Genomic DNA, 24691 nt, shown 5'->3' on the forward strand with positions numbered 1-24691 from the left:
ACCATAACGCAGCAATAAACATCAAGTATTTGGCGGTAGGGCATTCCGTCAATAAAGCTCAGGTAACGTCCTATGGGATACCAGGAGTCACTGAGAAGCCCGCGCTCTATGCTTGCCGCATGAGCGTCGGGAGTATGTCACCATGGTATCATCTGTCATTCACCCGCGTGGTAGGAACTGCGAACCAACGGACCGGAACGGACGTGAGTGAAACCCATGTCTTTGGCGATCGCACCGAGTCGGTCAAATTCCTCTGGTGTCCAATAGCGTTGCACTCTCAGGTGTTCCAGAGAGGGACGCATGTATTGTCCTAGGGTGACGCGATCGCATTCAGCGCGGCGCAAATCCTCCATGGCTTCTATCACCTCAGCTTCCGTCTCTCCATGTCCCAACATCAATCCTGACTTCGTGGGAATTGTCGGGTCAAGGGTTTTGACGAGGCGCAGAACATCCAGCGATCGCTCATATTGGGCACCCCGGCGCACTTGTCCTTGCAGTCGTTTTACGGTTTCAATGTTGTGGTTATAACAAACTGGATGCGCCTGAACCACCGTTTTCACCCGTTGGCGCTGCAACTCGGTTGGAGTTTGATTGTCTGTACCTCTCCCACCCCAAAAATCCGCCGTTAGCACCTCAATTTGGGTATCTGGATTCAGTCGCCGGATGGCATCCATTGTGGCAACAAACCAACCTGCGCCCTGATCCGGTAAATCATCTCGCGCTACTGATGTCAGTACCACATACTGCAATCCCAATAACTGAACCGATTCAGCAATTTTCTGGGGTTCTTCCGGGTCAAGGGGCATAGGAGAATGACCCTTATCCACTTGACAAAAAGCACAAGCACGGGTACAGGTTGGACCCATTAGCAAAAAGGTCGCCGTTTTGTTAGCGTAACACTCCCCCCGATTGGGACAGCGCCCCTCTTCACAGATCGTGTGAATTTGCCGTTGTTTAACAATGCGCTGCACCGTAGAGATATCACTGGCGTTACCAATGGGGCGTCGCAACCAAGTCGGTAGGGCAGTAATTTCCTCTCGCCAAAGGTTTTTAGCAGACAGATTGGGTTGAGTAGGCAAATCCATAGTAATTTTGATGAGCTATCAGCAAGAGTGTTACTCTTTACGATACAAATGGTAAAGCATTTTACTCGGACTCTGATTCGATCCGAGTTTTGCTCTCAACCAACCAAGCAGATTAATCTAGAATCATGGACAGTCAGGAACCCCACGCCTAAAGGCGGGGGCTTGGAATAAAGCCCATACCTGACCAGCCTAAGACCTACGCGGTCTACGTTATGCCCAAGAGTTAAAGTTCGTACCTACAAATTCGTAGCTAGTTTGTAGCTCTACAACTCCAGCATTAAACAGGCTTACAGGGTTAAACCAGTGTGTTGGAGATAGTACCGAGGCATAACTTATGCGAAGCTAACGTCACTCCGGAAACGGAAGTTAGGGGCAACCATACCCCAAAAATTAACCCCTATGCGTACAGCTTGAAAACACGAGTCTGTAATTGCCCAGACGAAAGGTGAATGCAATACATCGAACGCGGCAAGTAAATCCAAGGCGGTAGGGGTTTCAATTCAAATATGCAGTCGTCTACACGAGGGTAATGGATACCAACAGCTTCTCACTCAAAGGAAGTCCTGTCGGACTGCTGTTTATGTAAGAGGGCAAGATCCTCCCCATACATAAATGACAGGGGTTTCCATTCGCCCCCTTACCAACCTCAATTTTCGATGAGTGCTTTTGGGTTCGATCTCAAAACAGCAAAAGAGTTACAGGTGTGGGTCGGTCATCCGTTGTTTTCCCGGAAACAGACTCTGTAAGGTCTGTCTGAGTGGAATTATGGGGTCTGCTCTACCTGGGCTTAAGACGTTTTTCTTTTATCTCTCCAAAGGAGTCAGTCGTGGCAAGCCATAAAATATTAGTTATTGATGACAGTCGAGTCATCCGGATGCGCGTTAAAGAAATGTTGCCGCCCGGTAACTTTGAAGTGCTAGAAGCCAAAGATGGTATTGAAGGTCTCAATCTAATCCATCAGGAGCATCCCAATCTAATTATGTTAGATTTCCTGCTCCCTAAAATGAGCGGTTGGGAGGTTTTCCAACAAATTCAAAGTGATGGTACTCTCCAGAGCATTCCTTTGGTATTAATGTCAGGTCGCAAGGAAGAAGTAACGGAAAAAATACCTGAGCCATTTGAGTATTTTGCCTTTGTCGAAAAGCCCTTTGAAAAGAAGCAACTGGTTGATGCGATTAAGGAAGCGATGGCAAAGGCTAAAAAACGCCCAGTCATGGCTGTGCCGCCCAAAGAAGAAGTTCCTGCGGCTGAAGCTCCCGGTGTTTCATCAGACGAAGTTCAAGCCTTAAATGCAAAAATTGAACATTTACAGGCAGAAATTGATGGGTTGAAGAAACAAATGGGACAGCTCGTGGCATTTATTAAACAAAAACTTAAGTGACCTCCAGCATAACCGAGATTTTAACTCGGCGGTAACATGAAACAGTTCAACTCTTTAAACCCAGATCGCCTTAGGCAAGTTCTCACGTTAAGTGCTATCCTCGCTGCTTTTGGCATTAATATCTGGGCAAATATCGCACCGATTGGTGGACTGACAATCGGCGAAATCTCCAATACTATTTTTGGAGAGATTAAGATTATCCCAGCCAGCTATGCCTTTGCCATCTGGGGAATTATTTATCTGGGTTTGATTAGTTTGGGCATCTATCAGGTACTGCCCAACCAGGAGCAAAATCCTCATTTGCGCCAGATGGGCTATAGTTTAGTGCTGGCGAGTTTTGCCCAGATTGCTTGGGTGTTTCTGTTCCAGTATCGCCAGTTCGCGCTGTCGCTGGTGGCGATGCTGGGGATTTTAGTGCCACTGATTCGAGTTTATTTGCGGTTGGGCATTGGTTCTGTCAGGGTGTCTCGGAAGCAGAAATGGTATGTTCACATTCCTGTGAGTATCTATTTGGCGTGGATAAGTGTAGCCACAATTCTGAATGTAGCAATTGTACTCTACGACCTCGGCTGGAGTGGGTGGGGGATTGACCCTTCAGCGTGGACGGCAATTGCCCTCATTGTCGGGGCGGTAATCACAGCAACGGTGATTATTCAGCGATCGGATATTGCCTTTCCCCTAGTAATTGCTTGGGCATATATTGCGATCGCACTGCGTCATACAGATACCCCACTGATTTCCGGAGTCGCTGGGGGATTCGCGATCGCGCTTTTGTTATTCGCTGGGTTGAAACATTACCGCCACTGACATTCTCTATGGCTTGGGCGATGATGATTGGGTAGGCGATGGCTATGAATGGGGTATTTATTGATCAAATTTCAGCCGCTGCTCGTTCGATTAAACGACGGGCGACGGTTTGAGTGCCAGTATGTTCGTAATAATTCGTTGACGTGTCTAAGAATGCGGCAAGATAGTCCAACTTATCATCCGCAATTTCCACAAATCCTTGCAGGTGATTAACCACCTTTTTGGGTGTCAACCCTCTCGCGGCGACGACACCCCCCATCCAACCTTTTACCGCATCGAAGCTTTCCCCAATAAAGTTCAGCTTTCCTTGAGAACTATTTCCTGGAATTAAGCTGCTGATTTGTTGGAAGGTTGAATTTTGTTCTAAGCGAGAGGGACTTAACCCAGAAAGAGTCGATTGCGCCACTTGAATGAAATCTGGTCCCAGGGGAATCAACCCATCAATACAGATGAGTCCCGCCATCCGGATCATTGACTCACCGCTATAATCGGCTAAAGCATTGACAAAATCCCCAATACTGTCTCCAGGAATGCCATTAATTTGACAAAACGCCACCAATTCTGCCACAACTTTTAAACACAGATCGATGGTTTGTGCCGTATCAGCTTTGGGTGTCAACCGATTTAAAAATCCCAGCAATGAAACTCGTTCACCAATTTTGTTGGCTAAAGCAGCCGCACCGAGAGCGAAATCCGCACTATCAACGGATTGAAAAAGCCAAATTGCCCGTTGATAGCCTTGGGATTTGTCATTATAGAGCCAAAGAGCGCGTTCACTAATATCCTGAATTAATGCCGGATCATCTTCACCTGTAACCTCGCGCACGGTATTTTCAAAGCCGACTACATTTTGCCAATCACCGGGAGCAACAAAGTCTAATGCTTTCAAGACGGAAACGGTTAGCCCACCTTGAGGTAAGTTATCAACTAATTCAATAATAGATTTACTCACGTAAAGTCTCCTATAAATCGTTTCAATGATATCTTTAGTTTGTTCCCAATGACCAATGACCAATTTTATTTGAGTTGGGATAATCCTTGCAGGTCAAATTTTTCCAACCAAGCCTCGCGATCGCTAGGGGTAAAGGAGTCGTCACGGGATTGGACTTTGACTTGGAAGCGATCGCGAACTAGAATCGCAGTTTGTGTCTTCCCCTGTTCTACACCGGGATAGCCTGCAATTGTTTTAGTGCTATCCTGGAATTTCTTAGCCGCACTGGGGTTATTGGCTAAATCATTAATCGATAGCACCGCCACATCCTTGCCATCCTGTTTCAACTTCGCTTCGGCAAATCCGGTTTTCTCTTGGGCAAATATTCGCTGGTAATCACCGCTAGGGTTGGGGAAGAATTTATTAAATTGCCCTCCAGCCAAAGGTTCGCCTGTGGGCGCCTGAGTGGGTTGCTCAGTGCTAGTTTGAGGTGCTTGGGTAGAAGGTGGGGGAGCGGTGGATGGTGCGGCACAAGCCGTTACCAGTAAAAATAGCGAGAGTGATAAAGCGGTGAGGATTTTACCTATTCTTGACATTAGGGTTATCTTTCTAATCGTGTGTGCCGAGATTACCTCATTTTGCCATAGCGATCGCGCAAATACGTTTGCCGTTGTTGCCAGATGGCTTCGAGTCGAGAAAAGCCTTCTTTTGTATATCGTTGAGTTTCTTGTAGGATGAGTGACCACAGGGTATTGAGAGTTTCCAGGTTTGGGCAGAAGCGGATTAGGGTACGACAAGCGGCAATCCACTGTTCTAGCTGGCGGTAACTAATAAAGTAACCGCCCAATCCTTCGATATGTACCCAGAGGACGTTATACCACTTTTCCCAGTTGAGGATACGCTTTGGGTTAATTTTCAGGTATTTGGCGATTTGTTGGAGGGTGATGACGAAGGTTTGGGGATTGATGCGGTGGCGTAAGGGTTGCATGACTATTCGTGATTTAAGATGAGTGTATTGTTCCCCCTTCTTAGCGACAGAAGGGGGTTAGGTTATTTTTGCTACCGATTAGTCAACCTGAATACGGCGACTCAGGATACTCATTACCTCACCAGGATTTTGAGTCGGCTGAGGTTTGCTCCATTCACTGACTTGGGCGTAGCCAAGGCGGTAAAAGGTGTGAATGGTGTTACTGACGCCTTGGGGAGTGCTAATGACTAAGACTTTGAGGGGGACTCGATTGGGTTCTGATGGTGGATTGGCAGGGAGAGGGGTTTGCTGGTTGGGGGTTGGGTTGGGAATAAACTCTTGTGTCATAGGGATTTAACTGCTTTTCAAGTTGACGGTAATGTTGACAAAGTGCAACACTCTTAATTTTATCTTGATGTCGAACTTTGTCAACATTTACGTGGTTGTAAGCCTTTGACACAATCAAGGGCATGGGAAAAGCAGGCACAGTGTTAAAGCAGGTGTTAGATACCTATCGCATTAGCCAAAATAAGTTGGCGGTGGCGATGGGTATTGGACGTTCCAGTATCAACCGTTGGGTTAATGAAAATCGAGATCCATCCGGTGATGCTATCCTCCAAATTAGAAAAGGACTGAATAAGATTAGTCCGGCGGCAGCCAACGAGTTTATTAGGTTGTATCTGGATGAGTCAGATGAGGGTGAGGAGTCGTTGTAGGGAACGGGTTTTGTCAACATTTATCCAGTTGTCAGCCTTTGACACAATCTCAGGCATGGGAAAAGCAGGCAAAGCACTCAAACAGGTTTTGGCACGTTATGGCATTACTCAAAATCGGTTAGCCGTGGTAATGCAAGTGGGGCGTTCTAATGTTCACCGCTGGGTTTATGAGGTGGCAGATCCCGTCGGCGATGCCATCCTAGAAATCAGGAAGGGACTGAATACGATTAATCCGGCAGCAGCTGAGGAGTTTATTGGCTTGTATTTGGATGAGTCATTTGCCTCTGGCACTATAGAAACCATGCGAAAGGCAGGAAAATCTTTAAGACAGGTGTTGGAAGCTTACGGCATTAGCCAAAATAAGTTGGCGATAGCAATGGGTATTGGGCGATCAACAATTCACCACTGGGTCAATGAGAGTCGAGATCCAGGAGGTGATGCCATTCTCGAAATTAGGAAGGGGTTGAATAAGCTTAATCCAGCAGCAGCCGAGGAGTTTATTAGGTTGTATCTGGATGAGTCAGATGAGGATGAGAAATCGTTTTAGAGGATGCACTGTTACGCAGTCATAAGCTTTTGACACAGTTTTTTGTGATAACATAAACCAAAGATTCCATCACTTCAGGCTAAAAAGGGAGAAACCATGAAGTTTATCAGTCCCAAAGTCGATTATGCCTTTAAGAAAATATTTGGTTCCGAGCAAAGCAAAGAGATATTAATCAGCTTTCTCAATGCCATTATTTATGGAGAGGAAAAAATCATCCAATCCTTAACCATTGTCAATCCCTATAATCCGGGTCAGGCGATGACATTAAAAGATACTTATCTGGATATTAAAGCGGTTTTGGCTGATGGGTCTATTGTAGTGATTGAAATGCAAATAGCGCGGGTAAGTGCTTTTAGTAAACGGGTAATTTATAACCTGAGTAAAGCTTATAGCAATCAACTAGGAATTGGAGAAGAGTATCTCAGTCTCACCCCAGTAATTGCTGTAACCATTACCGATTTTATCCTGTTTAACCAGACTTCCGATGTGATTAATCAATTTGTCTTTCAGGAAAAGACAAAAAAAATTGAATATCCTGATGTAGAATTGCAACTCATTTTTATAGAATTGCCTAAATTCAAGAAAACCCTGTCAGAATTAAACAGTTTAACTGATAAGTGGATTTATTTTATTAAAGAAGCTGCTACCTTGGATACAATACCAGATAGTTTAGGCGAAGTCAGTGAGATAGAACTCGCTTTAAATATTGCCAATCAAGCCAAGATGACTGTGGAAGAATTAGAAATAGTTGATCGCCGAGGGATAATGTTACAAGACGAGAAAGGGCGGATAACTTATGCAGAAGAACAAGGGCGAATCAAACAAACTATTGCTCTCGCTATGCGTTTACTGAAAAAGCGTTTTGGAGAAATTCCAGTTGCAATAACCAGTAGACTTGAAGATTTGTCTCTTGAAAAATTGGAAAGTTTAACAGAGAATATTTTCGATTTTGAGAGTGTACAGGATGTGGAAAGTTGGCTAGAGGGGCCATAAGCCCCTAGGTAAGCATTCAAGTAAAAGAGTTGGAGATGTAGCAGCATGACTAGCAAAACAGATGCTCCAATTGCCTACACTGAAGTTCTAGACTTTCTGATCACCCGCCCTACTCCTCAAGAAATCACTACCTTCAAAGTTTCCGCAGAAGCCCAAAAACGTCTCCGCACGCTGCTAGACAAAAACCGAGAAGGAACATTAACAGAAACTGAAGCTACAGAACTTGATTTATATGAGCAGTTAGAGCATCTGATGATTTTGTTTGAAGCCAGTATATCTAAGAAGTAAATTTAAGTTTCACTTTTCATCTTTTTGTAGCCTTTTGCCCAATTCAATGGTCGTTTATTACCATGTTTTTTCTGCAAATCTTTTAGATCATTATAAGGGCGTTTACTAATAATTTGCTTGGCATAATTATCCCCAATACCATAAATTTGAGTAAGATCAGATTTATGATCATTGAGGAAATTAATGAAATTCGTCATATCTTGAGAATCAAGAATGATTTGATTGAGTTTTGACTGTAACAGAGCTTGTTCAATGGCTTTTTCAGTGTCCCTCTGATCTGCCGAAATCAAAAATACCCAAATTCGCTGCATTCCTGCATTTACAGCCGCTTGATAGATAGGTAAACCCGTCAATAGACGATAGCTATTGTCCTTATCCGTTAAACAAGCAATTGGAAGAGAAAAATTAGTATTCCATGTTTGTAATGCCTGTGAAATGTTTTCAAATTCTGCTTTTGAAGCTTCCGGTTTACCCGGAGGAACCTCTAATTGGTTCACGGCAACTAAATAAGGTTTTGTTTCAATTTGTTTAAAATCTTCAATCATTTTTATTTTCCTTTTCAATAACCTCTATTCTTTCTAAAACTTTTTGAGTCAATTCTATAAATTCTTCGGCGATATTTTCAGCTTTCGATTGCTGTTGAGCAAATAGAGAAATGGGCTTACGTGCCCTCGACGCTTGGCTGATATAGTCAGAGCGATGGATTTCTGGCAATATTGGAATGTTATCCTCTGTTTCAAGTCGTTTTTCCAGTAACTTTCTAACCATACTATTAAGTCGTGATCTTTTTTGCGTCATCATGGGGACTATTCCCAGAACCATACCTCGTTGATGCCTGAATTGTTGTCGAACCCGCCGCATGAAATCTAGTGGTGTATTGATACCATATACTGATAGATACTCTAGCTGAGTTGGAATAAGTAGGTACTGAGCTGAAATTAAGCCCCCCTTAGCAATATCAGTTGAACTTGGAGGTGTATCAATGATTACATAATCATAATTATTAGCGATGCCTGCTGTCTGAAGTGCTGTATCCAATCGTGTTTGCGGCATTAGCAAGTTACTAATTGCCTTATCTGTAGTTCGATAACTACCCGGTAATACGTCAATTATACCACTACAGGTAGATATATCTTCTAGATCGGCATTGAGAGCAGATGGTCTTATATATTCTTGGTAATCAAAGCTGGGTAACTCGTAGTCACATAAAAAATCTATAAGTTCTTTTCTCTGCTTGAAAGTCTCTAAAATTATTTTAAATTCTTCAAAGCTAGAAGCTTTATCTAATTTATCAGCTTCGTTAACACCTAAAGAAAGACTAGCATTAGCTTGATCATCCAAATCAACCACTAAAACCTTATAGTTAAGTTTGGCTAGTTCATAAGCAAGGTTAACAACTAAAGTGGTTTTGCCAACGCCTCCCTTTGAGGTATGGATTGCAATTGTACGCATTTAAAAAAACAGATATGATATATAGTCTTCTCAAAAGTCGGCAACTGTGTAAGACAACTTATGTAATACAAAATCGAGGTTGTGAGTCACAGATTTTTTCTTTACTATAGCTTATACTTCTGGAGACAGCAAGGTTAAAATTTTGCTTAAGCTCAGGATATTGAGGAGTGTTCGGTTAAGACTTTAGGGGAGCGGAGGATCAGGAGGACAAGGCAGAACTGCCGTTTTTTGTATTATAGGATACACTTGTCTGTTTTGACTCCTCTTGGTTGTCAAAGTTGGTGTAGGGTGACAGCCCCTAGAAAAAGTAGCTACCCTATGAGAACGGGTCATCGATAATATAAGTAGCCATGGCAAGCAAGCTCTGGAAAAACATCTGGAAGGTTTTGAATACTGACGTTGATCAGTTACTTTCAGTCGATCGAGTAACGAGTGGTTCAGAAACACTAAAGAGTGGAACAGAGGCGGCAAAAGCTGTTTTAGATTTGGCGAAGACACTCAAAGAAGAAGGGAGCAACGTCCGGCAATTAGCCCCATGGATAGGGAAAATTTCCTCACTATTAGAGGTACTCAACTCACCTCCAGCTCAAATTCTAGGGACAAGCTTACCGTTCATACCCTTGGCAACCGGACTACTAGCATTTTACCTGAAACAAACTAAGCGAGAACTCTCTCTGGAAGAGTGTGTGGCATTTGTGAGCCAAGCGGCATATTTAGAAAGTTTACAGAAAACTTACGAGTTTTTACCTGAACAAACTTTGTCAGAGTTAAACCGAATTGGTAAAACTCGAACTTCAGAAGAAATTGTCAAGCAGATTAGAGACTTAGGTCAGAATCTTGAGCTGGATGAGTCAGAAGCCAAAAAAGCACTTTTGTGCTTTCATGAATCCAAATTAGCGCACGATTTCAACAAGGTGTTAACCGCTCGGTTCTGTCAGGCAGGACTCAATAAAACTCAAGCCCAGCTTTTATCAAGGCGGGTTGCTCACGGTACTCACCGATATATGATACAAGCCTTAGTTGAGGCAGGAGATTCAGTCAAACGCCTAGCCGACTTGTATCGTGATGGCTGGCGGCGAGACTTGGAAAAATATCAGAGTATTGACAACTATCTGGATAGGCAAATTAAGCAGAAACCAATTGAGCGAGTATTTGATGAAGAATTTACGTTCCTAGATATCTATGTATCGCTGAAGGTACAACCTGTAAAGCCAAGTGGTGAACTAGATGAAAGGTCAAAGCCAATTGATATAGAGAAATGGACGCAGAAGATACTTGAAGATTCTGCTAAACAGAATCAGGTCATGTTCATTGAAGGTGAACCTGGACGGGGGAAGAGTGTATTTTGTCGCATGTTTGCCGATTGGGTCAGACGGCACTTTTATCCTATCTGGATACCGATTTTAATCCGGTTACGCGATATCACAACCTTTGACAAGGATTTAGAAAAGACCCTACAAACAGCTATAGGCTGGGATTTTGCTACGAGTGATAGTGGTTGGTTAACAGATGGCAATACTCGATTTTTGTTTTTGCTGGATGGCTTCGATGAATTGCTATTGCAAGGGAGAAGTGATAGAGGCTTAAAAGAATTCATCATCCAAGTGGCAAAATTTCAACAACGTTGCCAAGAGAATGGTGAAAAGGGACACAGAGTTTTGATTACCGGCAGATCCTTGTCCTTACAGAGTCCAAGCATTGAGCTGTCGATGCCAAATAATCTGGAGCGTGTGAAAATCATACCCATGGATGACAAAAGCCAGAAGAAATGGCTTGATAAGTGGCAAATGCAGGTAGGAACTGAAAAAACTACGGCATTTCGCCAGTTTTTACAAGATGAACGTTTGCCAGACCGAGTACGAGAATTGGCTAGAGAGCCGTTATTACTATATCTCTTGGCAGCCATGCATCGGGATAATCAGTTAAATAATGAAATGTTTGATCAAGCTAGTAGTGTTGAAACCAAGATTTTGATTTATGAACAGTCTCTTAATTGGGTTCTCACTAAACAACGCTCTGACCAAGGGTATAATTTAAATACCGCACTAACAGAATTAGATGTACAAAATTTGCGGAAAATTCTGGCTGAAGCTGGACTATGTGTCGTCCAGTCTGGTGGAGAATATGCATCAATCGCAATGATTGAGCAACGACTACGTCGCCAGGGTAAAGAGTATACTCAAGCTTTGGAAAGATCACAGACTCAGGACAAGGAAAATCCTCTGAGAAATATTCTTGCCACTTTTTACTTACAACCGACCAGTGGACGAGATGGTTCAGTTGAGTTTGTACATAAAAGCTTTAGTGATTTTTTGTGCGCTGAACGGCTGCGAGAAAGTTTAGAAGCATGGACAATCAAAGGAGGCAAGCCTCAAACCTCGTATGAAGTATCGAGAGATGATATGAATTGGGAAATTTATGACCTACTTGGTTATGGAGGGCTGACGCCGGATATTGTAGAATATCTGAGTGCTTGGTTAAATACTAGTGAGACAATAGATACAAGTATCCTATTTGAACGCCTAGAGGATTTCTATTTTTGTTGGTGTGATGGAGAGTTTATTGATGTTGATATAATCGAGAAAAACCTTCCTTTAACCAAAAAGCAGCAATGGCAACAACCTAAATTGTTAGTGGAAAAGCGATGGGCAAATATTCACACCGTAGATATTTATACAGGTTTAAATATATTGACTTTACTTTTAGAGTTACATCGCCTTGATCAAGACAAAAAAAATCTAAAAGAAACAGTTTATTTTTATCCCTGTGGTCAACCAGATCATGATGATTTTGACGGCTCTCGACTAAGGCGGATTATTGGCTACAGCTACTGTATTGGAGTTGATGCATTTGTACAGACTGTAGGGAAATTTTTGAGCCATGCAGAACTAAGTGGTGTGGATTTACGTAGCGCTGACCTTCAGGGGGTCAATCTATGTAGCGCCAATCTTAGTAATGCTAACCTAAGTAGTGCTGACTTGCGGGGAGTCAACTTGAGTAACGCTAATCTCAGTAACACTAATCTAAGTGGTGCTGATCTCCGCAGCGCTAATCTCAGTAGAGCTGAACTCAGCCATGCTAATCTTAGTCGTGCTAACTTGAGGGGATCTAACTTCCGAGAAGCTAATCTCAGCAATGCTGAACTACGAGGTGCGAATTTGGATCGTGCTGACTTCAGTAGTACCCAGTTGAATCAGGCATTTCTAAATCATGCATCCTGCCGTTATACTAATCTAAGTGGTGCTAATCTAAGTGGTGCTGAACTCCTTAGTACTGATCTAATGGGGGCTAACCTAAAATACGTATCTCTTAGTCGTGCATCTCTCCGAGGTGCATCTCTCCAAGATGCCAACCTCAGTAGTGCTAACATCAGTCGTGCATTCCTAGGAGGAATAATCTGGAATATAGAAACAACATGGGATGATGTCAGTGGAATGGACACAGCATTTGATCTGCCACCAAATCTCAGGCAATTGTTTGGATTAGGACGTTAGAAGTAATAAATGGATTTTAGACTACGATTGGGAGTAATTTCCGAGTGGGAAAATAAAAGAAATCACTAATGATTTATTCCTGGAGAAAGAGAAGGCATCGATAATAAAACCGTCACAAGGATGTAGTTTATTGAATTTATTTAAGTGCGATAAACGCTACACGAGATTTCGGTAGAGGGTATTCACCATAACTCCGCATTGTTTGCACTTCAAAACCAACTTGACGCAGTTGTTCGGCGATATCTGTCGCTTGGTACAATTGTTGGCGATGTACTTCCTCATCCCGTCTGTAGTATTTCCCCACCTTCCTAAACGTAATAATTCGACGGGTTAATAGTTCCTGTTCACTATCCTCCAGCTTTTCCACCAATACAACCCAATCCTCTCCTTCGGTAAATCCCTGGCTGGGGATTCCTGGTGCAACTTGTCCGGGTTCTACAATGTCGAAAATGAAAACACCCCCAGGTTCTAATGCATTATAAACACGATAAAATAGCTGGATTAGTGAAGCGCGATCGCACTTGGGATCAAACAGGTAGTTCAGGCATTCACCAATAGAGGTTACAGCATTACACACGGGGATATCCACATTGAACAGTGACTCAACCTGAAACTCCGCTTCTGGCACTCGGGTTCGTGCTATGGCGATCATAGACTCTGAACTATCAACGCCGAAAACGTGGTAACCTGCCTTTACCAGTTTTTGCGCCCATAATCCACTACCACAACCCAAATCCACCACTAAGCCTTCTCGTATTTGGTTTTGAGCGAGGATTGCCAATATACCAGGTGCAGATTTAAGGGCGTAATCCCGAAACCCGACATCATGGATATATGCCAAGTCTTCTTTGTATCCCTTTTCCATATTCTCTCACCGCTAACCCCGCTACACCCTCTAGATTATCGGTTCACTATGACAAAGGGCGGATTTTGTTAAAAGGTTATCGGTAGATACCCTAAACCCACCCCTAAAGATGTCTTTCAGGTTGCACTAACCGACGCCCTCGATTATGGCGGGAGTTTCATTGGTGATTAAATCAGAACCTATAAATAGATCCATTAAATTTTGTTACGATAAACACGGATAGAGAGTCAGCGGCGCACCCAAAACGTCGGGTATCTCAATCTCCCTGCTGTAATCTGCTTGAGACATTACACCCATGCTGAGACTAGAACACATTAGTAAAATTTATCCCACTGGCGAAGTTCTCAAGGATGTCAACTGGGAAGTCAAACCGGGCGATCGCATCGGTTTAGTTGGCGTGAATGGTGCGGGTAAATCTACCCAACTCAAGATTATTGCTGGGGAGATAGAACCCACGGCTGGAGAAGTCATCCGCCCTACCAGTCTACACATCGCTTACCTCACCCAAGAGTTTGAAGTCGATCCCAGTCGCACGGTTCGCGAAGAATTTTGGACGGTATTTACACAAGCCAACCAAGTACAGCATAATCTGGCGCAGGTGCAACGGGACATGGAAACCGCTGCTCCCGATCAACTCGATCGCCTGATCCACAAGCTGGATAAATTGCAGCGTCAGTTTGAAGCCCTCGATGGGTACTCTCTAGAAGCGCAAATCGAGAAGATCTTACCAGAAATGGGATTTGCCCCCGAAGACGGCGATCGCTTAGTTAGCGCGTTCAGTGGCGGTTGGCAAATGCGGATGAGTTTGGGTAAAATCCTGCTGCAAAGTCCTGACATACTACTGCTGGATGAACCGACAAACCACATCGATTTAGAAACCATCGAATGGTTAGAAAATTATCTAAAAGGCTTAAAAACTCCGATAGTGATTGTATCCCATGACCGGGAATTCCTGGATCGCCTCTGTACCCAGATTGTGGAAACAGAACGCGGCGTCTCTACCACCTACCTGGGTAATTATTCGGCTTACTTACAGCAAAAAGCCGAGATGCAAGAATCCCAACTCAGCTCCTATGAGCGTCAGCAGAAAGAACTGGAAAAGCAGCAAGCCTTTGTTGAGCGATTCCGCGCCAGTGCAACCCGCAGCACCCAGGCAAAAAGCCGTGAGAAACAATTAGAAAAAGTTGAACGCATCGAAGCGCCAACGGGTAGCTTAAAAAGCTTACATTTTCGCTTTCCCCCAGCCCCTCGTAGTGGTCGCGAGGTGGTAAAGATTAAGGATTTGGTGCATACCTACGACGACAAGATTCTCTTCCTCGGTGCAGACTTGCTGGTTGAACGGGGCGATCGCATCGCTTTCTTAGGACCGAATGGATCAGGCAAATCCACGCTATTACACCTAATGATGGGTATGGAAAACGCCACGGAAGGGATTGTGGAACTGGGTCAGCATAATGTGATCCCCGGCTATTTTGAGCAAAATCAAGCCGAAGCGCTGGAGTTAAGTAAAACCGTCATGGAAACCATCCATGATGAAGTTCCCGATTGGAAAAATGAAGACGTTCGTACCTTATTAGGGCGATTTCTCTTTAGTGGTGAAACAGTCTTCAAAAAAGTCGAATCCCTGAGTGGGGGAGAAAAAGCCCGTCTGGCTTTAGCAAAAATGCTGCTACGTCCCGCAAATTTACTCCTATTGGATGAGCCAACCAATCACCTGGATATCCCCGCCAAAGAGATGTTAGAGGAAGCCCTCCAGCATTATGATGGTACCGTGATTATTGTCTCCCATGACCGTTATTTTATTTCCCAAGTGGCGACGAAAATTGTCGAAATTCGCGATGGCGAGTTCCGAACTTATCTAGGTGATTATCACTACTACCTCGATAAAATTGCCGAAGAGAAAGAACAGGCAAGATTAGCCGCGATCGCATCCGAAAAAGCTGCCAAGAAAGCTGCGAAAGCTGCCAAGAATAAAGCAGCGGCTAAAGGTCAATAAAGCAACGTAGACCCGTACCGTGACATGTCTGTCCGATCAGGGATTAATCGGAATTTTTTCCTATCCCTGATAGACAAAACCTGCCCTCACAGCTATACCAAATCCGCTCAAGTTACCCCCTTTTGCCACAGCGATTAAAATCACTGCTACACAAACAAAGTCAGCCTACAAGAACCTGGGTTATAAAGGCGGTGGCTAATCCGGATTTGGTATTACTCATGATAGAAGACCGGGCTAATTGAGAACAGTGTCAATAAGTATTATTTCTATAGAGTTTATCGAAGAGGAGGACTCTAGAGAAAGAAAATCTCGCTAATTTTTCGGGCTAAACGCCTAAAAACCCAAAAGAAAGGCAAAGATTAGCTATCAACTTAAGAAACTAATGATATCATAGCGGTGAAATTAGTGTAGGAATTAAGAGCGATACTATGATGCAAGCACCTGTATCTCCTGTGGTGCTAGTCATCTTGGACGGCTGGGGCTACCGCGAAGCAATGGATGGAAATGCCATTGCCATCGCTCGAACCCCTGTGATGGATAGCCTTTTGGCGGCTTATCCCAGTACAACCATTCGGACATCTGGTAAAGACGTAGGTCTACCAGAGGGTCAAATGGGTAACTCGGAAGTGGGTCACCTGAATATAGGTGCTGGGCGTGTCGTCCCCCAAGAACTAGTTCGCATCTCAGATGCTGTGGAAGATGGTTCTATCCATGAGAATGCAGCCCTGCTGAAATTGAGCCAAGAACTTAAGCATCAAGGTGGTAAGTTACACCTGATTGGCTTGTGTTCAGACGGTGGTGTGCATTCTCATATCAACCATCTGCTGGGATTACTGGATTTTGCTAAATCCCAAGGATTCTCTGATGTTTGTGTTCACGCCATTATGGATGGTCGTGATACCAACCCTAACTCCGGGATCAGCTATCTTCATACCATTCAAGAGCATATTGACAAAATCGGCATTGGACGCATTGCCACCATTAGTGGTCGCTACTATGCCATGGATCGAGATCATCGCTGGGATCGCATCCAAAAAGCTTACGACATAATCACCCAGGATGGGAATGGGGATGGTCGTAGTCCGGTTGAGGTGATGCAAGCGTCTTATCAGGCGGACATTACCGACGAGTTTATTCTACCCACTCGGATTACGTCTGGTGCAGTGGAGCCGGGGGATGGGATGATTTTCTATAACTTCCGTCCCGATCGCGCCAGACAACTGACCCAAGTATTCACCGATCCGGACTTTAGCGCATTTGAACGGGAACTGATTAAACCTCTAGCCTTTGCCACGTTTACTCAGTATGATCCCAACTTCCCGGTTTTGGTGGCATTTGAGCCGCAGAACTTGAATAATATCCTCGGCGAAGTCATCGCCCGTAAGGGGTTGCGCCAATTCCGCACCGCTGAAACTGAAAAGTACGCCCATGTTACGTACTTTTTTAATGGCGGTTTAGAATTACCCTTTGAAGGAGAGGATCGGGAACTCATTCCCAGTCCCATGGTGTCAACCTATGATCGCGCCCCCGCCATGTCCGCCGTAGAGGTGACGGAAGTGGCGATCAAGGCGATCAGCAAAATGATTTACTCCTTGGTGGTGATCAACTACGCCAATCCGGATATGGTTGGACATACAGGAAATACACAAGCCTGTGTGAAAGCCGTTGAAACGGTGGATCACTGCTTGGGGCGGTTGATTGAGAATATCAACAAAGTTGGCGGAACCGCGATCATTATCGCCGATCACGGGAATGCGGAATACATGCAAGATGAACAAGGCAATCCTTGGACCGCGCACACAACTAACCCTGTACCCTTTATTCTGATAGAAGGGGAAAAATTAAAAATCCCTGGACATGGCACAGAAGTTGCCCTGCGTAGCGATGGACGTTTGGCAGATATTGCCCCGACGATTCTGGACATCTTACAACTACCACAACCGCCAGAAATGACGGGACGTTCTATGATTAAACCAGTGGAGTTTGATGTGCGGAAGAATCGAACGCCAGTAAGAGTTGCCTTGTAGTCTTTGGTCTGGGACGAAAACAACAAGACCAAATTTCCATTGACAAGTAAGCCATAATTAGCGATGATCGTTAGTCAAGTTCTGCAAATTATTTGGGCAGCATCTGCTCTCGGTTTGATTATTTTAGTGTTGCTTCATAGTCCCAAAGGGGATGGTATTGGTGGAATTGGCGGTCAAGCCCAACTGTTTACCAGTGCCAAAAGTGCAGAAACTGCCCTCAACCGGGTTACCTGGGTGCTTGCCATTATCTTTATCGGTTTGACCATTGTTCTCAGTGCTGGGTGGTTGAATCAGTGATATCTTCCCCCACTGAATCGAACAAGCAAAGAATTTGGGATGAGAAAAATTACCGATCCCAAGCTGAGGCGTTTCCTCCATAGCACCAGGAAACGTCTCTTGTGGATAGCGATCTTGACCAGTGGTTTAATTCTGTTACTATCGATATCTTGGCATGTCCCTGGGATTCCGTTCTCTCTCCCAACTCCTCAACCTCACCCCCTCCCCCAAACATTGGCGCAGTGGGATGATCAAACTGGTGTCGGTGATTATTTGACGGATATTAAGTTAACCCCCGTGGAGTATCTGGTTTGGTCTGAGTTTCCGGTTCAGGTTTATATTGAACAACCCAGAGAATCAGCGGAATCCTCGGCTAGTGCTCAACGATTCCATCGTTGGTACAATGCCGTGTTACAAGCGGTAGAGGAATGGACTGTCTATTTGCCCTTACAGGTGGTTTCTGAGACAGAATCGGCAGATATTACAATTGTGCGATCGCGTCCCCCTCTGCAAGCCTCCTTTAACCGCGAAACCCAACGATTTGAGAACATTCGCGCCCGTACTGCAGAAACTCGCTACGAATTTTATCTGCGTCCAGGAGTGAAGGAACCACGGGATATTTTAGCACATAAGTTTACCATTTATCTGAGTCCCCACCAAACGGTAGACTATACCCTAGCCACGGCTCGTCATGAAATAGGACATGCTTTGGGGATTTGGGGTCATTCTCCAGTGGAAACGGATACGATGTACTATTCCCAGGTTCGCCATCCCCCGGAAATCTCCGTGCGGGATATCAACACGCTCAAACGAATTTACCAGCAGCCCACTCGCTTAGGATGGGCGGTGATACCTACAAAGCAGGGGGAGCAGGGGGAGCAGGGGAAGATGAGGTATTTGTAGGGGCGAAGCATTCGCGCCCAAATCTACCGGTTTTCTACCAAAGTCTCAACGCGAATGCTTCGCCCAATCCCCACGGGGAAGCTGAGGAAGATAAAAATAGGTAATCTTCTACCGGGAAGAGAATAACACCTATTACACAATTTACCGCCGCCACAGATGGGCGATGAGGCGATAGAGGAGGGCGATAAGAAACGGGGCGCTTAATACCAGACTCCAGATAAAAATGGGTGAGGATAAAAACGAAACGTCGGTGTAAGATTTCGGTTGGGGTTGTTGAACGGAAATCGCGGTGGCGGTTAAGCCGCTAATCGCTAGTCCAATTCCAGCTAAGGCGATAGTATTATCCAAGGCGCGATCGCTCTTGGTTTGCTCAACGTCGATAATCCCTTGTAGCGTACTATTCAGGTTTTCTAGTAAGGTGAGTCCGGGTTGGAAGTTCTCACAGTCGGAGGCGACTTGGCGCTGGTATTTCTGGGCGTAGAGTTCACTGCTGAATTCTTCCAGAACCGTTAAGTCACACCCTGAATACTTTTTCTGCATACTTTGCAGCCGATACTGATAGTTTTCCAGGTTAATCGTCAGGGTACGGCTTTGGTTTTGTAGAGCGTTTAAGGCAAGAGCATAATCCGCTAAATTAATCAAGTGTTCTTTCAGAGTTTTTTGCAGTCGCCCTAAACTCACGCGGTTTCTTTCACATTGTTCGGTGATGTGTTTAATATCTTGAATCGCGGGTTGAATCTCCACGTATTCCCGTTTGAGGTCAGATTTCTGGGCTTGGCTTTGGTAATACGACCAAACAATTTTATGGCGGTATTGAAACAAGCGCAACCAGTCATAATAGCTGGCTTGTACCTGGGTTCGCATGGCGTTGGGGGTGGAGTCGTGGGGAAAGAGCCAGATTAACAGGTGATGGCTTTCTTTGAGATAGTTTTGCCAAAAGTCGGGAGGGGATAAGCTGGGATTGGGGGCACGATACCAGAGTTCAAATAGAGTTGCACCGTTTAACTGTCCTTTGCCGATAATGTCTCGTGTCCAGTTATAATCGCTGAGGATTTGGGTGTAGCAATCTTGGGCGATTTCCTCAATTTCGGTATCGGTTTTCGGGGTAGTCAGTTGACCCCAGAGTAACCAGGTTTGTCCAATCGTTCCGGTTTGCTGAGATAGGCGTTGAATCAGGTCTTGTTTTAGGTGATAGAACGGTTTATCATCCAGGTCTTGGGGTTCATCATTAAATTGATGATTGGCATTTAGTTTACCGGAATAGTTCACCTGAAGCGCGTAAGTGTCACCCAGTTGTAGAGGATAGTACCAGCCATCTAAGGGTGAGGGGAATGGCTGAATTTGGGTATCAAGGAGTTGAATGACATCGGTGTCTGGAGTTTGGGGATGCTGGAGTTGGGCGTATTTCCCGTTAAAATCCTGTTCATCTAAATTGCCGTAAACTTTCTGCCAAAAGTTATAGCGGTTTTGGTTAATTTGAGCCAAATTTTGTCCTAATCCTTCTTTGAGGTCATAGAGAAAAAGGTTAATACTAGGATAGATAATAAAATTAGACATATTAGTAGGGTGGGCATTGCCCACCTAAATTGTTCAGTCTTTACCCCGAATCCCTTGCCAAATGCGTTGCAGAAGATTGGGATTATTTTTTGCCTTATCTTTAGCAACAGAATCAGAAGCGTTAAAAATATCAATGGCGGAATTCGTTAGTTCTTGCGTTGGTTCATTGGGTAAAGGAAGTGGTGGTAATCCTTTGTTGCGAACACCTGCATTTTGATCTAGCCGTTCCTGTTCTGCTTGGTAAAGTTCATTTAAAGGAGGATAGTCTCCAACAATAATATCCAAATTTGCGATAGTATCAGGATTAGCTTTCATTGTTTCCGCCAAATCATGAAACTTAGATTGCACATCCGGCGGTAAAGGATTGTCTAACTGCGCCAAAGCATTCAGGCAAGCTGTTAGTAATCGTTGGTCATTAGCATTCATTTCTACACATCTCCATTTACCTTACCTTATTTTCCCATTAAATCCGACTCCCTACCACCCAATCCCTCTGCGAACCTCTGCGTTAACCTCTGCGTCCTCTGCGTTGAAAAATAGCTCAACCAGACAAATTATAACCAAATTGCCGCCAAATTATCGCCAAATTGTAGGGTGCGTTAGCAAGGCGTAACGCACCATCAGCCCTCACCCCCAGCCCCTCTCCCACCCCCCTAGCCCCCCTTTGAAAGGGGGGTAAAAGAGGGGAGCAAGAGGGAACCTGTAATCGTAAACGCCGCCCAATAATAGGGATGCTCAAATATTTTTTCTTGTAATTGATCCCGTTCCATTTTGTCAATTTTCCATAACTCATGTTTGATAAAAGGACGCAGCGGTTTCTCCTCTCTTGGTAATTGTTGAAAAATCACCCAATAATATCGCCTCAACTTCTGATAGGTGAGATTTCGTAACCACTTTTGGGCTTTCGCCAACGCCACCGCAGGCGGTTTACCTTTTTTCAGTTGCCAGTAAAAATAAACCATGAACAGTAAACTACTAATATTATCGGGAATTATCCACAGGGTACTCAAAACATGGGAAACCCCTTGATAAACAAAAGCACTGACTAATCCTACATAATCTTTTTCAATGGTTTCTCTTCCGGTGAGCGCCGTTTCACAGGCGGCGAGGGTGACAAGTTGATATGAATTTAAGGAAAGCTGACGGATATCGTTAATGGTTAGTTTATCCTGATGATTGAGGAGTAAGGCTGAGTTTTGGGGGGTCTCGTTATTATAGGTTCCATGTCCGGTAAAGTGGAAGATAGTGTAATTTCCGTTAATCGCATCGGTAACGGCTGTTTTAGTCGCCTTTTTACCTGACAGGCGCTGAGAATTGGGGAACAATTGAGCAATCGCCGCCGATTCAATTTCTGCGTAGGGAAGCGGTTCACAGTCTTTGTGAGGGGGATAGTCTACCTGTAGGGGCAAAATAGGTTGTACCTCTTCACGGTTATTTAAATTGAGTCCAATTTGGGCGCTGGGGAGATAGGTAATCGTGAAGGTATCGGGAAATAATGCATGAATAGGAAAGCGGTGTAAGTCGCGGTGGGGAATCAGAATTAGATTGTGAATGTGAGCGCTGGGATTGGTGATGGATTCGGGATTCAGTTGAGTTAAAATGGCGGGAATATTTAGGATATGCTGTAATTCTTCGAGTAAGTTAGGTAATTTATTTTGCCAAGATTGCCCCAATTCCGGCTCCCCCCTTTCAAAGGGGGGCTGGGGGGGATTCTTCCGATAATCTTGATAAAATTCATCCCAGGTTTTAATCCAATCCTCTAAAGGTTTAATCCCCCTGACTTCCCCCGACGCGGGGAGAGGCGCATCAATAATAATCGGATTCTCGCTATTGTGTTTAATAATAAATGTCGTCAGGGCATTTGGACTCAGATGCCAATAAATAATCGCCGTCGTGGGATTAGTGAGGGATTGAATCTGGCGATAATCGGGACTAAGCGTCGTTTCATTTCGGGAATCAAGTATCCAGGTGAGATAGAGATTCTTATTCATCTCGGCGGTTTCTAGTGCCAAGATAGGTTTACCCTCTTCGACTAAGACATCGACCCCGATTTGAGAGAAGGGGAGGAATTTAGCCAGGAGTTGGCGTTTCTGAAATGTGGATTTTTGACTATTTAATAGCGTCTGGAATACCTTTAAGCCTTGGTTGCGCCATTGCTTGGCTTCTGTGTGTTGGTTTAAGCCCAATAAGACGCGAATTAAGTCTTGTAAAACCTGTAAATGTAGTTCAGGATAGGCGTCTGGGGTGAGGGTAATCAAGGCTTGGTGATATTCGGTTACGGCTTTATGCCAATAGTCGCGGTAATTGCGCTGATATTTTCCTTGCTGATAGTGGGCGTTTCCTATGTATTGATGCAATAGTCCCCAACCTTCGGGGTGCGTGTCTTGGGGACAATGCTTTAAGCCTTCCTGATACGATAACAACTCTCCTTGATAACCCCGTTGAGTTAGATTATGATTTGGCAAGATTGGGGAGGTATTGGGAAATTGGAACTCTAAAAAAGTCGCCGCTTCGGGATTATAGTGTCGGGAATTTCCAGCCGCAATCCCTCGGTTTAGCCAAGCTTTGTGGTAATCAGGTTTGATTTGAAGGGCTTTGTCATAAGATGCGATCGCTAATTCATTTTCTTCTAAATTAGCCAGCGCTACACCCCGGTTTAACCAAGCTTCGTCCTTATCAGGTTTGAATTGAAGGGCTTTGTCATAATTGGCGATCGCTAATTCATTTTCTCCTAATGTAAACAGCGCATTACCCCGGTTGTACCAAGCTTCGTGGTAATCCGGTTTGAACTGAAGGGCTTTGTCATAAGATGCGATCACTAATTCATTTTCTTCTAAATTAGCCAGCGCTACACCCCGGCTGTACCAAGCTTCGTGGTAATCCGGTTTGAATTGAAGGGCTTTGTCATAATTGGCGATCGCTAATTCATTTTTTCCTAATGCAAACAGCGCTACACCCCGGCTGTACCAAGCTAAATGGTCATCAGGTTTGAATTGAATGGTTTTCTCAAAAGATGCGATCGCTTCTTCATATTCTCCTAAATCAGCTAGCGCCAAACCCCGATTGTTCCAAGCATAGTAGTAATCAGGTTTGAATTGAAGGGCTTTGTCATAATTGGCGATCGCTTCTTCATATTCTCCTAAGTTAGCCAGCGCCAAACCTTTGTTGTGCCAAGCTTCGTGTAAATCAGGTTTGAATTGAATGGCTTTTTCAAAAGATGCGACAGCACCGAGAAAATCCCCTGCATCAAATTGCTGAAGCCCTCGATTAAACCACACTTCTGCCTGATCACTATCGCTATTTTCAATAGAACTAATTGATTCGGGAGGCGATGTCTCAGCCGATACCCTCTTCCTTGGTTCCACCGCCGCCACTTCCTCCCCTTTCCCCGCAGGTTTCATTAACAAATCCCTACCAATTTCTGCGGCTATTTCCCCCAATTCCCCACACCCTACCCGACTCAACCGCACTAACTGCGACGCCAACTGATGATCCGCGTCTGGCAATTTCCGTAACTGCTTCCCATACTCTCGCAGCCACGCTTTAAAATAGCGGTCATTCATCCGATGTCCTAAATGTTGGAATACCTCTTCTGAGTTCCATCCCTGACTTACCCCAGTTAGCAGTTGCCGAAATAGCTGCTGATAGTCTGCATCACTGAGGGGTTGACGTTTCACCCGCCTGTGTGGTTTCTGTTTGAGGAAGGGTGGTAATAGGGGCTGAATTAGCCGGATTAGCCACCGCAAAAACTGCTTCACCATCGGCTTGTCGAAAAGGGGTTATTGTTTCTGACTTTTCACGGGAAGTCTAGAAACCTGAGTCGGGGCGGGTTTAGTTACTTATGGGTGCAACCGAAAAGATAGTAGTGAAACCCGCCCCTACACGCATTGCGCCACATACCGTGAAAAGTCTGGGTATTGTTTTAGTTTATATCGTTCGTGTATCGGGGTGGTCGGATGCGATCGCGGGTTTTCTATTCATTCGCCATTTAAGTCAAGGGCGACCCGATAAAATTGAGTGGATGGGTGGTGTTCATTGATGCAGACAGGTCGCCCCTACAGTATATTTATGATTGGGTGACTACAGGGGGTTAATTGATTCCCGTGGGATTTAGAAACCTGCGAAGGCAGGTTTTGTTTGTGTAGATGCGGTTTTAACCGCCCCATCCGAGAGCGCCTGATGGGGGATCTTCAGTGTCCTATCCTAATTTGACGAAAATTGCCTGCACCAGCTTCACCAGTTCAAAGGCGACAAAGATTGCGAGAATAGCTGTAACCAAGCTATTTAAGACGCGATTATTGCCATAGCCAAACACAGAGGCACTAAATTTGATCAACACAAAGGCGAGACAGGTAATGACGGCAAGTTGCAAAAAAGTCATAGGTTCTGGTTTAACTAAGTATTTT

General features: G+C 44.6%; 24 protein-coding genes and 1 pseudogene. 13 read left to right on the plus strand and 12 right to left on the minus strand.

Annotated features, from left to right (window positions below; all coding sequences use genetic code 11):
• Positions 1-155 precede the first annotated feature (155 nt).
• Positions 156-1085: a lipoyl synthase gene (gene lipA, locus RID09_RS28390; RefSeq protein WP_446339267.1), complete on the minus strand. Its 930-nt coding sequence runs from the start codon at positions 1083-1085 to the stop codon at positions 156-158.
• A gap of 826 nt (positions 1086-1911) precedes the next feature.
• Here lipA and RID09_RS28395 point away from each other — a divergent pair.
• Positions 1912-2466 (plus strand): response regulator, encoded by a 555-nt coding sequence (locus tag RID09_RS28395; RefSeq protein ID WP_446339268.1) that lies wholly within the window; start codon positions 1912-1914, stop codon positions 2464-2466.
• Positions 2467-2502: 36 nt separating this feature from the next.
• Entirely contained in the window at positions 2503-3273 is a 771-nt protein-coding gene (locus RID09_RS28400; protein WP_446339269.1) for a tryptophan-rich sensory protein, read from the plus strand.
• 64 nt (positions 3274-3337) lie between these two features.
• Here RID09_RS28400 and RID09_RS28405 read toward each other — a convergent pair whose 3' ends face one another.
• The 4 genes from RID09_RS28405 to RID09_RS28420 all read right to left on the minus strand — a co-directional run bounded on the left by RID09_RS28405 (position 3338) and on the right by RID09_RS28420 (position 5519).
• Entirely contained in the window at positions 3338-4225 is an 888-nt protein-coding gene (locus RID09_RS28405; protein WP_446339270.1) for a hypothetical protein, read from the minus strand.
• Between the two features lie 65 nt (positions 4226-4290).
• A complete protein-coding gene (locus tag RID09_RS28410) occupies positions 4291-4800 on the minus strand; it encodes a hypothetical protein (RefSeq protein WP_446339271.1) in 510 nt (169 codons plus the stop codon).
• A 32-nt stretch (positions 4801-4832) separates the two neighbouring features.
• On the minus strand, positions 4833-5192 hold the full coding sequence (locus RID09_RS28415; RefSeq protein ID WP_446339272.1) for a hypothetical protein: 360 nt from the start codon (positions 5190-5192) through the stop codon (positions 4833-4835).
• Between the two features lie 78 nt (positions 5193-5270).
• On the minus strand, positions 5271-5519 hold the full coding sequence (locus tag RID09_RS28420; protein ID WP_446339273.1) for a hypothetical protein: 249 nt from the start codon (positions 5517-5519) through the stop codon (positions 5271-5273).
• A gap of 122 nt (positions 5520-5641) precedes the next feature.
• On the opposite strand from RID09_RS28420, the gene RID09_RS28425 reads away from it, so the two are divergent.
• The 5 genes and pseudogenes from RID09_RS28425 (at position 5642) to RID09_RS28445 (ending at position 7715) form a co-directional block, all read left to right on the plus strand.
• Complete coding sequence (locus RID09_RS28425) at positions 5642-5887, plus strand: helix-turn-helix domain-containing protein (RefSeq protein WP_446339274.1); 246 nt, start codon at positions 5642-5644, stop codon at positions 5885-5887.
• A 55-nt stretch (positions 5888-5942) separates the two neighbouring features.
• A pseudogene (locus tag RID09_RS28430) lies at positions 5943-6164 on the plus strand (helix-turn-helix domain-containing protein); the annotation flags it as partial.
• A gap of 24 nt (positions 6165-6188) precedes the next feature.
• On the plus strand, positions 6189-6434 hold the full coding sequence (locus RID09_RS28435) for a helix-turn-helix domain-containing protein (RefSeq protein ID WP_446339294.1): 246 nt from the start codon (positions 6189-6191) through the stop codon (positions 6432-6434).
• A 96-nt stretch (positions 6435-6530) separates the two neighbouring features.
• Positions 6531-7427 carry an Rpn family recombination-promoting nuclease/putative transposase gene (locus RID09_RS28440; protein WP_446339275.1) on the plus strand — a complete coding sequence of 299 codons (897 nt, stop codon included), beginning with the start codon at positions 6531-6533 and terminating at the stop codon, positions 7425-7427.
• A gap of 45 nt (positions 7428-7472) precedes the next feature.
• Positions 7473-7715, plus strand: coding sequence for a hypothetical protein (locus tag RID09_RS28445; protein ID WP_446339276.1), 243 nt, complete (start codon positions 7473-7475; stop codon positions 7713-7715).
• Positions 7716-7717: 2 nt separating this feature from the next.
• Here RID09_RS28445 and RID09_RS28450 read toward each other — a convergent pair whose 3' ends face one another.
• Positions 7718-8260, minus strand: a complete 543-nt coding sequence (locus RID09_RS28450) for a hypothetical protein (protein ID WP_446339277.1) — start codon at positions 8258-8260, stop codon at positions 7718-7720.
• Positions 8253-9167: a ParA family protein gene (locus RID09_RS28455; RefSeq protein WP_446339278.1), complete on the minus strand. Its 915-nt coding sequence runs from the start codon at positions 9165-9167 to the stop codon at positions 8253-8255. The genes RID09_RS28450 and RID09_RS28455 overlap by 8 nt, the downstream gene beginning before the upstream one ends.
• Before the next feature lie 350 nt (positions 9168-9517).
• On the opposite strand from RID09_RS28455, the gene RID09_RS28460 reads away from it, so the two are divergent.
• Positions 9518-12661: a pentapeptide repeat-containing protein gene (locus RID09_RS28460; protein ID WP_446339279.1), complete on the plus strand. Its 3144-nt coding sequence runs from the start codon at positions 9518-9520 to the stop codon at positions 12659-12661.
• Positions 12662-12797: 136 nt separating this feature from the next.
• On the opposite strand, the gene RID09_RS28465 is transcribed toward RID09_RS28460, so the two are convergent.
• On the minus strand, positions 12798-13526 hold the full coding sequence (locus RID09_RS28465; RefSeq protein ID WP_446339280.1) for a class I SAM-dependent DNA methyltransferase: 729 nt from the start codon (positions 13524-13526) through the stop codon (positions 12798-12800).
• Positions 13527-13821: 295 nt separating this feature from the next.
• Between RID09_RS28465 and RID09_RS28470 the strand changes: the two genes are divergently transcribed.
• The 4 genes from RID09_RS28470 to RID09_RS28485 all read left to right on the plus strand — a co-directional run bounded on the left by RID09_RS28470 (position 13822) and on the right by RID09_RS28485 (position 18728).
• The gene (locus RID09_RS28470) at positions 13822-15522 is read left to right on the plus strand and encodes an ABC-F family ATP-binding cassette domain-containing protein (RefSeq protein WP_446339281.1); all 1701 of its coding nucleotides are present in this window, start codon (positions 13822-13824) and stop codon (positions 15520-15522) included.
• Positions 15523-15950: 428 nt separating this feature from the next.
• The gene (gpmI, locus tag RID09_RS28475; RefSeq protein ID WP_446339282.1) at positions 15951-17549 is read left to right on the plus strand and encodes a 2,3-bisphosphoglycerate-independent phosphoglycerate mutase; all 1599 of its coding nucleotides are present in this window, start codon (positions 15951-15953) and stop codon (positions 17547-17549) included.
• 63 nt (positions 17550-17612) lie between these two features.
• Positions 17613-17846 (plus strand): preprotein translocase subunit SecG, encoded by a 234-nt coding sequence (gene secG, locus RID09_RS28480; protein ID WP_446339283.1) that lies wholly within the window; start codon positions 17613-17615, stop codon positions 17844-17846.
• Positions 17847-17885: 39 nt separating this feature from the next.
• Positions 17886-18728: a peptidase gene (locus tag RID09_RS28485; RefSeq protein ID WP_446339284.1), complete on the plus strand. Its 843-nt coding sequence runs from the start codon at positions 17886-17888 to the stop codon at positions 18726-18728.
• 141 nt (positions 18729-18869) lie between these two features.
• Here the strand turns inward: RID09_RS28485 and RID09_RS28490 are convergent, their stop codons facing one another.
• From RID09_RS28490 to RID09_RS28500, 3 genes are all read right to left on the minus strand, one after another.
• Positions 18870-20285 carry a hypothetical protein gene (locus tag RID09_RS28490; protein WP_446339285.1) on the minus strand — a complete coding sequence of 472 codons (1416 nt, stop codon included), beginning with the start codon at positions 20283-20285 and terminating at the stop codon, positions 18870-18872.
• A 33-nt stretch (positions 20286-20318) separates the two neighbouring features.
• Positions 20319-20711 (minus strand): hypothetical protein, encoded by a 393-nt coding sequence (locus RID09_RS28495; protein WP_446339286.1) that lies wholly within the window; start codon positions 20709-20711, stop codon positions 20319-20321.
• A gap of 227 nt (positions 20712-20938) precedes the next feature.
• A complete protein-coding gene (locus RID09_RS28500; protein WP_446339287.1) occupies positions 20939-24046 on the minus strand; it encodes a tetratricopeptide repeat protein in 3108 nt (1035 codons plus the stop codon).
• 104 nt (positions 24047-24150) lie between these two features.
• On the opposite strand from RID09_RS28500, the gene RID09_RS28505 reads away from it, so the two are divergent.
• On the plus strand, positions 24151-24324 hold the full coding sequence (locus RID09_RS28505) for a hypothetical protein (RefSeq protein WP_446339288.1): 174 nt from the start codon (positions 24151-24153) through the stop codon (positions 24322-24324).
• Between the two features lie 159 nt (positions 24325-24483).
• Here RID09_RS28505 and RID09_RS28510 read toward each other — a convergent pair whose 3' ends face one another.
• On the minus strand, positions 24484-24666 hold the full coding sequence (locus tag RID09_RS28510) for a hypothetical protein (RefSeq protein ID WP_446339289.1): 183 nt from the start codon (positions 24664-24666) through the stop codon (positions 24484-24486).
• Positions 24667-24691: the final 25 nt, after the last annotated feature.

Origin of the sequence: Coleofasciculus sp. G1-WW12-02, from assembly GCF_040219735.1 — a bacterium.
GTDB lineage: Bacteria > Cyanobacteriota > Cyanobacteriia > Cyanobacteriales > Coleofasciculaceae > Coleofasciculus.